This window comes from Cellvibrio sp. PSBB006 (assembly GCF_002162135.1).
In the GTDB taxonomy this organism is placed as follows: Bacteria; Pseudomonadota; Gammaproteobacteria; order Pseudomonadales; family Cellvibrionaceae; genus Cellvibrio.
In genome coordinates this window covers 3,035,375-3,051,148 of sequence record NZ_CP021382.1, presented here as the reverse complement: position 1 = coordinate 3,051,148, position 15,774 = coordinate 3,035,375, and the positions used below count along the sequence as shown (strand labels likewise).

Annotated in this window: 10 protein-coding genes; 4 read left to right on the top strand and 6 right to left on the bottom strand. The window is 50.0% G+C overall.

Annotated elements, in window-relative coordinates; genetic code table 11:
- The first annotated feature begins 270 nt into the window (after positions 1-270).
- Positions 271-2,961, top strand: coding sequence for a carbohydrate-binding protein (locus tag CBR65_RS12695; RefSeq protein WP_232461193.1), 2,691 nt, complete (start codon positions 271-273; stop codon positions 2,959-2,961).
- Between the two features lie 244 nt (positions 2,962-3,205).
- A complete protein-coding gene (locus CBR65_RS12690; RefSeq protein ID WP_087467187.1) occupies positions 3,206-5,479 on the top strand; it encodes a glycoside hydrolase family 3 N-terminal domain-containing protein in 2,274 nt (757 codons plus the stop codon).
- Positions 5,480-5,610: 131 nt separating this feature from the next.
- Here CBR65_RS12690 and CBR65_RS12685 read toward each other — a convergent pair whose 3' ends face one another.
- Both CBR65_RS12685 and CBR65_RS12680 read right to left on the bottom strand, forming a co-directional pair.
- Positions 5,611-6,075 (bottom strand): DUF2721 domain-containing protein, encoded by a 465-nt coding sequence (locus tag CBR65_RS12685; RefSeq protein ID WP_087467186.1) that lies wholly within the window; start codon positions 6,073-6,075, stop codon positions 5,611-5,613.
- 61 nt (positions 6,076-6,136) lie between these two features.
- A complete protein-coding gene (locus CBR65_RS12680) occupies positions 6,137-7,900 on the bottom strand; it encodes a hypothetical protein (RefSeq protein ID WP_087467185.1) in 1,764 nt (587 codons plus the stop codon).
- Positions 7,901-8,027: 127 nt separating this feature from the next.
- Between CBR65_RS12680 and CBR65_RS12675 the strand changes: the two genes are divergently transcribed.
- Complete coding sequence (locus tag CBR65_RS12675) at positions 8,028-8,594, top strand: hypothetical protein (protein ID WP_087467184.1); 567 nt, start codon at positions 8,028-8,030, stop codon at positions 8,592-8,594.
- On the top strand, positions 8,587-10,584 hold the full coding sequence (locus CBR65_RS12670; RefSeq protein WP_087467183.1) for a S9 family peptidase: 1,998 nt from the start codon (positions 8,587-8,589) through the stop codon (positions 10,582-10,584). The genes CBR65_RS12675 and CBR65_RS12670 overlap by 8 nt, the downstream gene beginning before the upstream one ends.
- 154 nt (positions 10,585-10,738) lie before the next feature.
- On the opposite strand, the gene CBR65_RS12665 is transcribed toward CBR65_RS12670, so the two are convergent.
- From CBR65_RS12665 to CBR65_RS12650, 4 genes are all read right to left on the bottom strand, one after another.
- Positions 10,739-12,073, bottom strand: coding sequence for a PepSY domain-containing protein (locus CBR65_RS12665; protein ID WP_087467182.1), 1,335 nt, complete (start codon positions 12,071-12,073; stop codon positions 10,739-10,741).
- A 171-nt stretch (positions 12,074-12,244) separates the two neighbouring features.
- Positions 12,245-14,575: a TonB-dependent receptor gene (locus CBR65_RS12660; RefSeq protein ID WP_087467181.1), complete on the bottom strand. Its 2,331-nt coding sequence runs from the start codon at positions 14,573-14,575 to the stop codon at positions 12,245-12,247.
- 121 nt (positions 14,576-14,696) lie between these two features.
- Positions 14,697-15,080: a hypothetical protein gene (locus CBR65_RS12655; protein WP_087467180.1), complete on the bottom strand. Its 384-nt coding sequence runs from the start codon at positions 15,078-15,080 to the stop codon at positions 14,697-14,699.
- A gap of 15 nt (positions 15,081-15,095) precedes the next feature.
- Entirely contained in the window at positions 15,096-15,755 is a 660-nt protein-coding gene (locus CBR65_RS12650; RefSeq protein ID WP_087467179.1) for a DUF4142 domain-containing protein, read from the bottom strand.
- Positions 15,756-15,774 lie beyond the last annotated feature (19 nt).

The window sequence follows — 15,774 nt, the reverse complement described above, 5'->3', positions numbered from 1 at the left end:
CGACCTGCCTCTTTCTCAATACCTTGGGTCCCGCTTCCCGGCAGGTGGAGTGGGGCCTTTTTTTACGCCTTATGCGTCCCAGTTTGCCATCGGGCGCAAGGTAGGACGATTTGCCGGGTTCGAGTAAGGGTTACTCGGACGACGCCGGGCGACTGCACAGCGACAATCGCCGGGCTTTATTGATAACAGCGACAAAATAAAAACAGCAGGGCCGCACCAAGCGGTCAGCGAAACACCACCACAATCACAATAACGAATGAGGTCAATAAGATGTCAACAACTCTCCTGGGTGCGTTAACCACGCATACCCGTTCCCTGTCCCTCGGCATGGTGCTGGGCACCAGCCTGATACTCGCCGCCTGCGGCGGTTCCTCGGGCGATGACGATTCCCCGACGTCCAGCAGCCGTTCCAGTTCGTCTGCAGTCAGCTCATCCGACGTCAGTTCGTCAGTGGCGTCTTCTGAAATGCCATCATCTTCTTCGTCATCTGTCACCGACGCCTCCTCCAGTTCCGCCGAGTCCATGTCGTCCTCCAGCGCCAGCAGCGAAGGGCTGACCATGCTGCGCACCGACGGCACCCGCTGGGTCAAGGCCAGCGGCACGCCGATCAATCTCAAGGGCACCAACCTGGGCAATTGGCTGGTGCAGGAATTCTGGATGATGGGGCAGGCCGGCGAGACGGTGCATGATCAATGCACCCTGGAAGCTGAACTGACCGAGCGCTTCGGTTATGAAGAAAAAGAACGCCTGATGAAGGTGTTCCATGACAGCTGGATCACCGAGCGCGATTGGGATCAGTTGAAAGCATTTGGTTTTAACGTGGTACGTCTGCCGTTCCTGTGGAGTGTGATTGAAGACGAACAGAACCCCAAAACCCTGCGCGAGGATGCCTGGCACTACCTGGATTGGGCGATTGCCGAGGCAAAAGAGCGCGATATGTACGTGATCCTCGACCTGCACGGCGCCCACGGCGGCCAGACGCCTAATGATCACACCGGCTGTTCCGGACAGAATCAGTACTGGACCAACGCGGAATATCAGGACCGTACCAAATGGTTGTGGGAGCAGGTGGCTACCCGCTACAAAGATGAACCCGTGGTAGCGGCCTATGATCCGCTCAATGAGCCCTGGGGCTCAACCGCCGAAGCTATGGAGACACGCGTGCTGGAGTTATACGACGCCATCCGCGCCATCGACGAGAACCACATCATCATGCTGCACAGCCATTACGGCAGCATCGATGTCTACGGCGACCCGGCCGCTGCCGGGTTGACCAACGTAGCCTTTGAGCTGCATCCCTATCCCGGCCTGTTCGGCGACCGTCCCAACGACTCTCACTACGATATTCACCGCGACTGGTTGCGCTGTGGCGAGAGTGGTACCGGAGGCGTGTGTGAGTGGAATACCCGCCTGACCAACCTGGATACGCCGATGTTGATGGGTGAATTCCAGCCCTGGCAAAGCGCCGGTCTGGAGCTGGGTGGCAAGTTGGGCCGCGCCACCTACGATACCTACGCGCAATACGGCTGGGCCTCGACCAGTTGGTCTTACAAGCTGGTGAGCATTGCCGGCGGGCAGGGCGAAGGTACCTGGGGCATGGTGACCAATGTGCCCAACACCGAACTGGATGTGGGCGTGGGCCAAATCGTCAAGGCCAGTACCTGGGATTGCAATGGCTGGGATTCCACCTTTGCCGAAGCCTGTGCCGACCAGCCGGGCACTATCTCGCCCAAAGGTGAAGGCACCAAGACCTACTACATCATCATCAAGACCGGTGCCAATGCGGGCAGCATCCCGGATGTGACCTACGACAATATCAGTTTGGTCAACACCGCCACGGCTGAAGACTTGATCGTCAACGGTGACTTTGAAGAAGGGTTTACTGGCTGGACGACAGTGGCGATCAGTGGTGAAACCGCCAACGATTTCTACTTCACCCAGGCCGAGAAATTGCCCACCGGCGGTACGGGCGCGGCGCTGCATATCGGTCGCCCCACCGGCGTGGATGGCGAGATCAACAGTGCGATCTACCAGGCGGTTACCCTTGAAGCCGGCCAGGAATATGTATTCAACGGCGTGTTTCGCGGCAACAACAGCAATAACACCTGGGCGGAAATCTACCTGATAGAAGAAGAACCGGTCGCGGGCGAGGATGTTATCGATGATCAAGGCCGTGTTGACTTCACCACCGCCAGCGCCGAAGAGATCGAAGCGCTCTTTGCCAGCTACGGCACCGTGGAGTACGACGTACACGAAGGTCTGGCCCATTGGCTGGTGACCGACGAGCACAACGACGTGTTTGATTACCCGGATCGCCCCACCAACCTCGTGCTCACCGAAGGCGACGGCAGCAATGCGCTCACCTGGGACAGTGTTGCCGGCGAAGGCATCACCTACAAGGTTTACCGCAGCACCTCGCCCGCTGGCGACCGCACCTTGCTGGCTGAGGAACTGACCGTCACCACGTTTACCGACACAGAGCTGCTGGGCGGCGAAACTTATTACTACAGTGTGGCGGCGGTGAGCGCGTCCGGTGAAAGTTACCGCAGCGAACAGGTGAATACTGAACTGCAATACGTTGTGATTCCCGCACGCATCGAAGCAGAAAGTTACACCGATATGTTGGGTATTGTGGTGGAAGCTTGCACCGATGTGGGCGGTGGACAAAACGCCGGCTGGTTCGACGGCGGCGACTGGGTGGAATATCAAATTCACGTACCGGAAGCCGGCGACTACACCATCGACTACCGCGTGGCGAGTCAGGACGGCAGCGATGGCTTTGAACTCCTGCTGAACGAAACGGAGATCGACACCAAAGCCATCGCACCCACCGGCGGCTGGCAAGCCTGGTCCACGGTGTCATCCACCATCAGCTTACCGGTCGGCAACCACACCCTGCGCTTCAACATGCTCGGTGGCGGCGGCTGGAACATGAACTGGTTCGAGATCAGCGCCGACTAATTACTATTTGTTCGTAGGTCGGATTAGCCAAAGGCGTAATCCGACAACCAAGGTCCAGATAACTCCCCAGTCATCCGGACCGCAGATTGCGGGCAAAGGAATTGCCCAACCTATCCCCTGGCAAAAAAACCTCGCGATCCTGTACCTCCCAAAAAGATACAGATTTGCAACCCACTTCCCGGCTCATAAAAAATCCGGAAGAAAAAATGTAAAAAATGGTGAACAACCACTCTTTGGAGATGTTATGAAAAAATTTGCTTGTCGCTGTCTGCGAATGAGTCTGCTAATGGTGGCAGCGTTAAACCCGTTGGTTTACGCCGCACCCGATCCGGCCCTGGAAAAACAAATCGATGAACTGCTCGCCAACATGAGCCTCACGGAAAAAATCGGCCAGACCCAATTGCGCGACTGGGGCACCTATGCCGAAAAAGATATGCCAGCCATCAAGCAAGCAGTACGCGACGGCAAGATCGGTGGATTCCTCAACGTCACCATGAGCAGCGTCAACAAATATGCGTTTGAAGAATTGCAACGTATTGCGGTGGAAGAAAGCCCTAAAAAAATTCCATTGATCTTTGGTCAGGATGTTATCCACGGCTACAAAACTATCTTCCCGATTCCGCTTGGCCAGGCCGCCAGCTGGAATGCGGATATTGTGAAACAAGGTGCGCGCATCGCGGCTGAAGAAGCCACCACTGATGGCATTCGCTGGACCTTTGCGCCAATGATCGATATCGCGCGCGATCCCCGCTGGGGCCGTATTGCCGAATCGCTCGGCGAAGATCCCTACCTGGCGTCACTGCTGGGGGTGGCGATGACCGAAGGCTTCCAGACAGAAGATCCGACCGATCCAACAGCGATGGCCGCATCGGCGAAACATTTTGTCGGCTATGGGGCAACGGAAGGTGGTCGCGACTACAACACCGCTTATGTGCCGGAAGGTTTGTTGCGCGATGTTTACCTGCGTCCGTTTAAGGCGAATGTGGACGCCGGCCTGATGACCATCATGAGCTCCTACAACACCCTCAACGATATTCCGGCCACTGCCAATAAGTTTACCCTGAAAAAAATCCTGCGTGACGAATGGAAATTTGATGGCTTCGTGGTGAGTGACTGGAATGCCGTCATGGAGATGATTCCCCATGGCTTTGCTGCAGATGCCAAACACGCTGCGGAACTGGCTGCTAACGGTGGTATTGATTTTGAGATGCACACCGATACCTTTGAAAAATATTTACCCGAGTTAATCAAGGAAGGAAAATTTTCCGAAGCGGATTTGAACACTGCCGTGCGCAATATGCTGCGCATCAAGTTGCGTTTAGGTTTGTGGGATAACCCCTACCCACGCGGTAACCGGGAGCAGGTATTGCTGAATGAAAAATTCCTTGCCGCCGCTGAGACAGCCGCAGAAGAATCCTTTGTATTGTTGAAGAACGACAAAAAAATCCTGCCGCTCAATAAAAAGCAAACCATTGCTGTGATCGGCCCGCTGGCCGATGCGCCCTTCGAACAACTCGGTACCTGGATTTACGATGGTGAGAAAAAAGATACGCGCACTTTCTTGCCTGCCTTGAAAAAATATCTCGGCAACGACAAGAACATTATTGTCGCTCCCGGCGTTAGCTATAGCCGCGATAAAAGCACCGCCGGTTTTGCCGCTGCCGTTGCCGCCGCCAAAAAAGCCGACGTGATTTTATATGTGGGTGGTGAAGAGTCTGTGCTTTCCGGTGAAGGTCACAGTCGTGGCGATATTCGTTTGCCCGGCGTACAACAGGAATTGATTGCGCAATTGGCGGCAACCGGTAAACCACTGGTGCAAGTCATTATGGCGGGCCGCACGATTCAGCTGGATCAAACTCTCGAACAATCCACGGCCTTATTGATGGCTTGGCACCCCGGCACCATGGGTGGCCCGGCGTTGGTTGATGTACTATACGGTGAAGTGTCTCCGGTGGGCCGCTTGCCATTAACCTGGCCAATTGCGGTAGGACAAATTCCTTACTACTACAACCACATGGCCACCGGCCGCCCGGCCACCGATAAAAATTACACGCGCATCGACAAGATCGAACAAGGCGTGTTCCAGCATCAACCGGGTAACTCATCCAACCTGCTCGACTACGGCCACAAGCCACAATTTCCATTTGGATACGGTTTGACTTACACGACGTTTACTTACGACAATTTGCAGATCAGTGCAAAAGAAATCGGTTTGGGTAAAACACTCACCGCCAGCGCCGTAATTAAAAACACCGGCAAGGTTGCCGCAACCGAAGTGGTGCAATTGTACGTGCAGGACATTATTGGCGATGTCACTCGCCCGGTACGGGAATTGAAAAACTTCCAGCGCGTTTTCCTGAAGCCAGGCGAATCGCAAAAAGTGACCTTCACCCTGCACACCGACGAACTCGCCTTCCACAATCAAGCGATGCAACTCGTTACCGAGCCTGGCCAATTCAATTTATGGATAGCGCCGAATGCGGAAGAGGGATTACAGACAAGCTTTATGGTGAAATAAAAACGTTGATGGTAACGCGTCGGATTACGACACTGCGTGTCTAATCCGACCTACATCTCCCGATTAAAAATTCTATCCCGATTCGTAGGTCGGATTAGCGCAGCGTAATCCGACATTCTAATCTGTTCATTCTATTTCACCCGCGTTATCACCTGAATCCGCACCGTACGCGTTGCCAGATGCACTTCCCGCAAAAAGTAACCAAGCCCCACAATCAATGTCAGTGTGGATGCTGTAAACAATGCACTAATGACCCACTTGAATTCAACCTGCAACAACACCTGCAAAAAAATCACTGCCACCACCATACACACCAGCAATGCAGAACAGGTACAAGCCGTAATGGCAGAGCTGGCATAGTGGCGCCGACGTTCAAGGCGGCCAAGTTCCTTATTAAGTACGTCCAGATTGTCCAGGTGTTGTGGAAGTTCTTCCTCGGTCAGGCTGCGGCCCCGATCGATGATACGTGCAAGCCGACCTGCCATCACATTCAACAAACCGGCAATACCGGTTAACAAAAACACCGGCGCCAGTGCAAGCTGGATAGCGTGGGCGACATCACCGAAGTCCAGAATAATTTGCGCAGCGGAGCTCATGTTCTAGTTCTCTAATTTATATCTATGCCTTGTGCAACCTTAAAACCATCCAGGTTAGCAATTAAAAGTATTGATGTTGACGGACATGTTTCCAGGTTTTTCCTTCGTCGGTTGATTCATAGAAGTCACCTGATACACCGGCGCAATACAACATAATTCTGTCGTCAATTTCAGGTACTATATCTGTACAGAATTTAGCAGGAAACTCAACATTCAATTTCTTCCACGTGTCTCCACCGTCAGTTGTAGAAAGCAGGTAAGATTTGCGTTGTTCTGGGTCAATGTCAATGCTTCTTACGCTGGCGTAGCCTTTCTCGGGACTCACAAATACAGGTGTGGCAATAAAATCAAAGTCTTCAATCCGTTTCATTGATTGACCATTAACGGTGCATCGACGAACTTTATTCTTGGCCTTTGGACAATTGTTTATATATGTTTTAATTTTTACCCAGCTGTCTGAATTTGCATCGTAACGGTGAAAAGAATCTTTGCCTGTCCACGACCAAAACCCGGCAATATCAATACCTATACTGGTTTTGCCCGCGTCCATGATCCCATCCATCCTGCCTAAAGCGTTGGGCTCGTATATTATCTTGTTATCGGAAGATAATTTGAAGAGTTTATAATCTACACTGTCGATGACTGTAAAAGTCTTGCCATTACTCGCTTTTTTTATGCCGACACGAACATATTCCTGGCCTAAAAAATTCTCTACGCGTAGGCTTTCTACGCGTTGCCAAGTCTTGGGGGGCCTGAAGGCAGGCTCACCTGTATTCAGTATCTGATCGTTCACATCAACCCAGCCTTTACTGACTCGGTATGAATAGACCTTTTTCCATTCCGGTATTCCTTTGTTCAAATCACCATGCAAAATTACGCCATTACCGTTTTGTACAGTATAAATCGCAGCCTCGCCTGAAGACAAAAATTGAATACTGGTTACCTCGGTACCTATATCCAGAGACAAATCTTGCCATTGCGCATTTTCATCCCTTAAGTAAAGCGCCCCTTGATCTCCTCCCACCAACAGTTGTCCTTTGTGATCGGTGTCTATTGCTCGCAAATCAGCGTTGGTATCAAGGGTTTCCTGCTTCCATTCGCCATTTGGTATTCTCTCCAGGATAGTGCCGAGCTTCCCTGTCAAGAATAGCGATCCTCCATCACTCATGTGGCGTGCGGAAAAAAGTGTCGGATTTTGAGATAAGGAAACATAAGTTGAAAACCGTTCTGTATCTGAACCGTCTTCATTCCAGGTAAGTACTTCTGTAGGTGAGTATTTAATAAATGGACGATAGTGTTTGATTAATTCCTGATTATTGGTTTGTGGAATGCGAATTAATTTATCCGAGTATTTTTCACCTTCAACTTTGCGGTAATAAATAAAGGTTCCCAAATCAGTAACTTTTCCGGGTGCAACCGAAAAAACTCCAAGATCAACACCGCCAGTAGCCCACAGCGAATAGAAATATTCGCCAATCACAAAAAAAGACCTGATGCTCTCTACTGTGTACTCGCCCGGCGGGATCGCAGAAGCAAATAGCGATGTATTCCCATCGGGATCGTTTAACGAAACAAGCCGAGGGTATTTGTTACCTTTAGAAACGTTAATGTTCTTGGGCGTTAGCGTTAATTGATTGAACGGTAGGCTGGAACCCCCGGCATTAATGACCGTTGCTACAACAATTCCATCGTTATTGATCGGGGTTTTATCAGTGATTGGCGGCTTCATATTGACATCAGACGGTAGGCAGCCAGCCAATAGAAAAATCATTGCTGCTAAAGCAGCAAAGTAAAACCCTTTGATACCTTGAAAAAGATTAGACATAGAGACTCCATGTGGATAAAAATGACGGGGCAAGGTACCAGCCAAACTTTCACCACCCGAACTCATCAGGTTAGTTGCCCCAGTGAAAGATATCCAAGTTGAGGGAGGGAAGCAATAAAGAGCATTTATGGATATGTTAATTAAGCACTTCAAGCACTTTCTTGTCATCACTATCTGTTGTCTTCTCGTTTTTCACCTTACTGCCAATGCAAACGAATCCGATTTTACTCTCAAGGTAAAAAGAGGGAACGGACTACTGTTGCTGGACGTTCAGGTCGATGCACCATCGGCTGTGATGACTTTGCAAGGTGTTAAGAGCAGACAGCTTGTCATCAAGCTTGCTCCCACCCACGGTCGCTGGCTGGTTAGTTCTTTGCCTAAAGGCGAGTACCAGATAATGAACGTTAAAGTACCGTATTTCGATTTGCCCTATGTAAACAGTACGGAGAAAGATCCTCGATGGCGGATAAAAATTGAACCAGGCCAGCTAAATTACATTGGAAGGATTGAGGTGGAAAGAGAGCGTACAGAAAATTATGTGGCGATAAGAAAGCATAATCGATTAGTGGCCGACTTATCGCATATTCGAAAAGACCTGGCGGATATTCTGGCAGATTATCCGTTAACGGATGGTGGTTACTTACGTGACGATTTTATTGAGCAATTACTGAATGGAGGCTTGAGCCATGATTAACTCATGTTTTAAAAAGCGTTTCTTCAGCGCAATACTAGGTATGTGTTTGGTAATAAGTCTGCCCAGCTATTCAGATGTTTCAATTGAACAAATATTCAGGCCGCCATTAATCACCACAATGGTTATCCGACCTGATGGAAAGGCGATACTTTCGCTAAAAGAAGAAAACCATATTAGATACCTGAGTCTCACATCGATACCCCAAGGCGACGAGAAAAGGCTGTTTACACCGTCAGAATATGGCTCTGATAAATCAATGGTTGGAGGAATTGTTTGGTTGGATAATCGCTATTTCGCTATCAATTTCTTCGAACCGAAAGCAGGTATAGCAGATTTAATGGATACTAAAACTTCCCGGCGACTGTTGATTGTTGATTCTCTTGCCCCGGTGGGTAGTAAAGAACAAGTGCTTAATGTTAAAACTCCAGGCTGGTTGGTTGATACATTGCCTGCCGTTGACGGTGAATTTTTATATGCCAAAAGCGGCATCCAGTCGCGCATTTATAAGTTAAAAGTTGATTTGTTAACACCCGATAAAAAGGCACTTAGCAAGTCAGACAAAATAGATGGTGGACAGTTTGTTGCGGAGAACCAGATTATTCAGGTAGATGGTTATGCAACTCGATGGTTTTCAAAAAAAGGCGGTGGCTTCAAGTCAGTTTTGCACTTCACTGAGCCTTATGTATTGTCTCTGACGGAGTTTGGGCCTGACGGAAAGCATGAACAGGCCTTTTCATGGAGGCTTCTCGAACTAGATAAAGATAAATCAAAGGATGGTACTGATAAATCTATTGAAAACTACCTTCCCCTTGCTCTCGGCCCTGCGGATAGTGAGTACTATTGTCTCGATAGGCTGGAAGATGAATCGAAGTCTCTATATCGTGTGAATTTCAAAACAAAAAGCCAAACACTGATATACGAAACGTCAGCTTTTAAAATTGTTGATCTTGTTTTTTCACCGGATCACCAGTTAATCGGTGTGCAGGTCTTGAAAAACGAACGCTTATCATTTGAGCCTTTGGCGCAACAAGCGGTGACTGCCGATACTACTATTGGAGAGAACTTGGTCTTGACGGCCGGTTCCAGTGCCGATGCGAATAAAAAACTCGTTTATGAAGAGTCGCATAATCAACCCGGACAATACTGGCTGGAAACCCAATCTCCTAAACAGCGAACATTAATGGGAGATCGGTATCCTTGGCTTGTTAATCAACTTAAATCCAAACAAGTTGAAGGCAGTTTGAATGTTGAGGGCATTGACATCCCTTATTTATTAAACCTGCCTGTTTCAAGCACTAAAGTTCCGCTCATCGTTATGCCTCACGGAGGACCCATTGGTATTTTCGACAGCCCTTATTTCGATCACTATACACAGCTTTTTAGCGCTCGCGGCTATGCTGTATTACGAGTCAATTTTCGTGGATCGGGCGGGCGCAGTAAACAACTTCGGGAGGCAGGAAAAAAAGAGTGGGGCGATTTGATACTGAAGGATATATATGAGGCTACGAGGACTGTTATACAGAGAGCAGATGTGGATCAGTCCCGGGTTTGCCTGTTTGGTATCAGCTACGGTGGCTATGCTTCATCCATGTTATTGATTAAACATCCTGACGTTTATCAATGTGCGGTGGCTGTCGCAGGTGTTTACGATCTAAATCTCCATCTTCAATCCGCTCAGCTCTCCGAGCAACAGGATCAATGGTCAAAAGAATATATCGGCGATTATCGAACAGAGTACGATGCACTCAAGTTGATATCCCCCGCTTTTCTTGCCGACAAGCTGCAACGGCCTCTGCTACTTTTACATGGTGACCAAGATGAAGTGGTCGATATAGAGCAAAGCGCTCGCTTCAAATTCAGCTTGGATAAAGCAAACAAAAAGGCGGAGTTTATCAGGCTCGAAAAGATGGGACACAGTGTGACATCGTCGGAAGAGGCTGAGAGATTACTTTCACCAAGCCTGGAATTCTTGCATGCCAATCTTATGTAGGGCGTAACTGCCTTCATTACACTCTTATATTAAACTTGGTTTGACGTTATAAAATTCTGCTTTTTTGATGAACTTCGCTTCTTGATCTGCCGTCTCCACCATAGACGGCAGTATCGAAAATACCTATAAGAGAAATTTATTAAAGCTACATACATTAATTCGATAAGCCTAACCACTTTCTCGCTCTACTTATACGTCGCAAGAGCGCAAACTCAAGCAACAAAATGGTGATTAAAGAAATTGCCATAAGAGGCAGAAGCAGAGCAAGCCCGAACGTTATCACAATAACAACTATGTTGAGGCGCATAGGTTGTGGCGATGGTGCTCCCAACGTTGATTGTGGTTTACGTTTACGCCACAAGATAAAACCACTCACACTGATCAGTATCAAACCGGTGCAGGTCAGCACACCCAGCAATAAATTAAACCAGCCGAATAAATAACCTTCGTGCGCAGCAATACCGACACCGATGGCGCGGTCGAGCAATGCTTTATCGGCGAAGCCGCTTTGTTTTTCGATGTTGCCGTCGTGCTGAATCCAGACATCGGCGCGCAGCGGTCGGTTGGGTGTTTGCGATGAGGCTTTCCAGGTGTGGTGATGCGCATTGGCCACGCTTAACTCCACCGGGGGTGCCAATTGCAGAGCTTGCGCTTTGGCCAGCACGGCGGGTGTCAAATCAAACACATCACTGGCCTGCGCGCGCCAATGTTGGTGTTCCTCTTGGCGGCTTTGGGTCCAGTCCTGTTGTACGGGTTTCAGTTCAAAGGCACGCACTTCTTTTAATGCTGAGCCCCACACCAGTGCCCAGGGTAAACCGGTGATTAATAAAAATAACGCGAGTGATGAAATCCAGATGCCGGTTACCGCGTGCAGGTCACGCCAGAAAACACGATTGCCTTGACGCACGCGCGGATACAGTACACCGGCAAGTCTGCGACTGGTGCGCGGCCACCATAAATACAAACCGGTAACGATCAGAACAATGGCCCAACACGCTGCCAGTTCTACCAATATTGAACCGACGTTGCCGGCCAATAATTCGCCGTGGATTGTTTTGACAATATTCATCAATTTATCGCTGCGGGCTTGTTTACCCACGACCTCGCCGGTGTAGGGATTTACAAATACATGCCAGACCTGATCGGCTTGCACATTAATCATGACGGCTTCGTCTACAGCTTGCGGCAAGCGGTAGCTGAGCAATTTTCCGCTGGGAAATTGTGCCAATGCAGCGGCAATGTGTTGGTTGGGTGAGAGCGCATCCTGTGTCACAGTAAGTCCGTGGTATTGCGCTTCTTGCCAGCTTTCGTAATAGGGCTTGAATAAGTAGATCGCACCAGTGATGGCCAGCAGGATCACAAAGGGAATACAGAAAATGCCAGCGTAGAAGTGCCAGCGCCAGATGCTGCGGTAGAGTGCCTGGTTGATTGATTTTTTATTCGCAGTTGTATCAGTGGTTGCGAGGGAGTCGGTGGCTTGATTGTTCATCGCCAGTTACCTTTATGAATATTCTGGTCGTTTTTCATATTGTTCGGGTTGGTGCTGTTACGTGAGACGTGATGTCGGATTACGACACTGGCGTGTCTAATCCGACCTACGTGGCATCAGCATTTTTGTAGGTCGGATTAGCGCAGCGTAATCCGACAAGCACGCTTAATTTCAAAGACTGTAAGAGAGATTGAAATACAAGGTCCGCCCCGGCCAGGGATGTGCCACAAACGAACTTTCGTTGGTGAGGTTATCGATACCAAAACCCAACTCAACCTGATCACTGACGTCGTAGGTGGTTTTCAATCCAATACGGGTATAACCATCTTGCGCACCCATCACTTCTTCGGCATCGTCGGTGTTGTCGAGGCGACCAAAACTTTTATCAGCGTATTGCAGTGTTCCGCTAATGTCCCAACTGTCGCTGGCGTGATAGGTCAGCATCAGGTTGCTGCGCCAGCGGGGCATGCGCGGGTAATCGTTACCTTCGATGGTTGATTCAGGATTTTCACCCTCGACGGTACTGTTGTCTTCAATGATGGATTTTGTATAAGCGAGGTTGAAGCGTACATCCAGCTCAGGAACAAGGACGCCGTATCGGTTAAAGATAAACTCCACGCCGTCGGTCTTTACTTCGTCGACAGCAGTAAAGGTTGTTTCAGAACGTCCTCCTGGTATCAGGACGGATTGCGATTCAATCGCATCCCGAATCGTTTCAGTAAACACATTCACGCGCACATAACCGGTATCGAATTGCCGCTCAATCATCAGGTTTTGATGGAAACCATCTTCCGGCTTTAAATCCGGTTTTGCTTCAATGACGGTGGAGTAGGACTCACTCTGCATGAACAGCTCTTCCACAATCGGAAAGCGATAGGCTTGCGCAACGGAGTAGCGCACCAACCAATCCTGAGCCGGCGTATAACCCAATGAAAATTTGGGTGAGAATTTTGAGCTGGAGCTTTCCGGTACTTCGGCTAACTCAAATTCCGCTGTATCAGCAACATCCTCACTGAAGTAACCGTCGAAACTTTTCCAGTCTTCGTAGCGCCCGCCGATGGCCAAATCCCAGGCTTCATTGATCGCCCAGTTAGCCTGGATAAACGCCGCGCTGATTTCAGTTTCGCCGCCGCTGCGACTGCTGTAACCATTGTTGTCGCCGCGCGTCCAGTCGAGTGAGTTATAGACATCCAGATTTAACTGGTAGGCCTCGTAACGCGCGCCGGTAATTAATTCCAGACCGTCCACACCAACATCACTCAGGATAAATTTGCCTTCCAGGGTTTGCCAGCCAGTGTCATCGTAGTCGGTGGTTTGGCCGCGACCGGTAAATAAAGGGTCATTGGGGTTGTGGCTGGACGCGCGGCTGTTATCTTTCACAATGCGGAAGTCGCTGGCATTGCCTTCGAAGCGCAGGTTATCGCTGAGATCACCTTTTACACGGAAGCCAACCGACAGACTCTGGCGATCAAGGTTGCTGGCACCCAGGCGGTTTTCTCTGATATCAAGGGCCACGCCGTCTTGCACGAAATCGCCGGACCAGCGAGTTACGCCGTCGGCGTCCACCAGATAAGAATTTGCAGAATCGCGCAGGGTGTTGCGATCTTCGTAAGCAACATTCAATAACGTTGACCAATTACCGAAGTCGTAACCCAATTTTAATTTGAAGTTGTCGGTTGTGGCTTGCTCTACGCCTGTATCACCAAAATACAATGCAGGTTCGCCAAATACATCCTGGCCAGCGACGGCTCCGTTGACGGGCACGAGATTACCCTCGGGCTCACCGTTGTCAAAATAAAACGACTGCGGCTGGCTGTCATTTTCCAACCGATTGTAGGACACATAAAAACTCAGATCGCCGAATTTATCGCCGTAAGAAATAAATGCCTTGTGACCATTCAGCGTGTCATCAAAGCCATAGGCATCGAAATCCTGGGAAAAATAATCCAGATCCACATGGACTTCGCGCTCTTGCGGAATCGCGGTTTCAATCAGCACCACACCACCCATGGAATTACCGCTGTACTCCGCTGAAAACGGGCCGTACAAAATTTCAACCTGGGCAATTTCGCTGGCGCTGACCATGGTCCAGCGCGGCGCACCGCTCCAGCGCGATTGCAGTAAATAATGCAGCGGCACGCCGTCGGCAAACACCATGGAGCGGGAGGTGGCAAACATGTTCGAGCCGCGCAGGCCTAAGGTGCCGTTGGAATCGCCGATGTAGCGTTTGCGGATGACGATACTGGGCTCGTACTTCACCAGGTCTTCCGTCGTGGCGACGTTGATGCTGACCATATCTTCCTGGGTCAGCAGGCTGGTGGGGTTGGTATAACCCGCTTGGCGACTGTCTTTCTGCTCGCCCCACACGCGAACTTCTTCGACATTTTTAATCTGCGTCGCCTCGTGTGCGACAGCGGATGACGTGACAATTGCAAGTTGACCGAATACTGCCAGAGTAAAGTGTGGGATCTGTCTGGCAAGGCTGGTGTTACGCAGACCCATAACGTCCCCATTTTGTTGATTTATATGAAAGGGACGAATGTAGAGGAAAAGCGGGGGAGGTCCAATGTGGCAAATTGTCGCACCAGCGGCCTCCCTGCCGCGCGGTGCGGGATGATGCGTTTTAGTCAGAGTAGGTGGTTGGGGGTACGGTCCCGACACCGCGGTCAGTATCCAGATTTTCACCCGGTATAGTCGCGCTGGAGCTGCTCATACTATTGTCCATGCTGGACGACGATGAACTCGATCCGTAGCCAAGGCTCGCGTTCATATTGTTCTCTTCATACTGCTCCATATTATCTTCCACACCGCTAGGAGTGTGCCCGGGAGTCTGCGTATTCGGCGTGTTAGGGGTTTGTGATTCAGGATTTATCGTCGGTGAATTGTTTGTAGTGGGCTGGGGATCATTGTCGGGCGAGCAAGCGGCCAATGTCAGACAGGCAAGGGTACCTATAGCAAACATACGAGTCGCTGCAAACAGACGAGTAAACGGCAACGTTTTCTTCATAGTTAATCCTCCAGATTATTGAATTGTGTCAGCAGGTGGTTGTGGCTGCGTGTTATCGCCGGGATTCATCTCGCGCGGGGCCGGTTGCAACACCGGTTGCTCGGGTTCCACCGGTTCATCGGCAGGGGCATCAAAGGTTTTGCGCGGTGGTAATTCCACGCCCGCCGGTTTTATCGTGGCTAACAATGTTTCAGCCATCCGCCGATGTTCCTGCAACACGGGCAGATTTTTTTCGGCAAACTTACTGATATCGGCATCGTCGAGAAACACCGCTTTTTGAAACAGGCTGATTACTTCCTCGTGGGTGGTGATCTGATTTCTTGCATAGGCAATATCAAATGATTCGCCGTCGCGCACTTTCAGCATAGTGAGTTTGGCTTTGTTGAGCAGCTCTGCTTCATCGGCAATGGGAATATCTTTGCGCTGCGCGAGGCGGATCAGGTTACGGTTGATGGAGCCGTGTTCGCTGATCATTGTGCGGGCAAAACGCTTCACGTCAGGCTGCGAAGATTCACGTAACGCCAAATGACCCGCTTCAATTTCGGCGATGCCTTTAGCGGAAGCCTGGTCGACAAAGGTAGCAGCGGTAAACTGTTCATCAGCAACGGCCATGACGCAGCACAGCGATACCAACAGGATCGAAAAATAACTGAATAGTAACGTGATTGTTTTCATGTCTTATCCCAAAAAACGT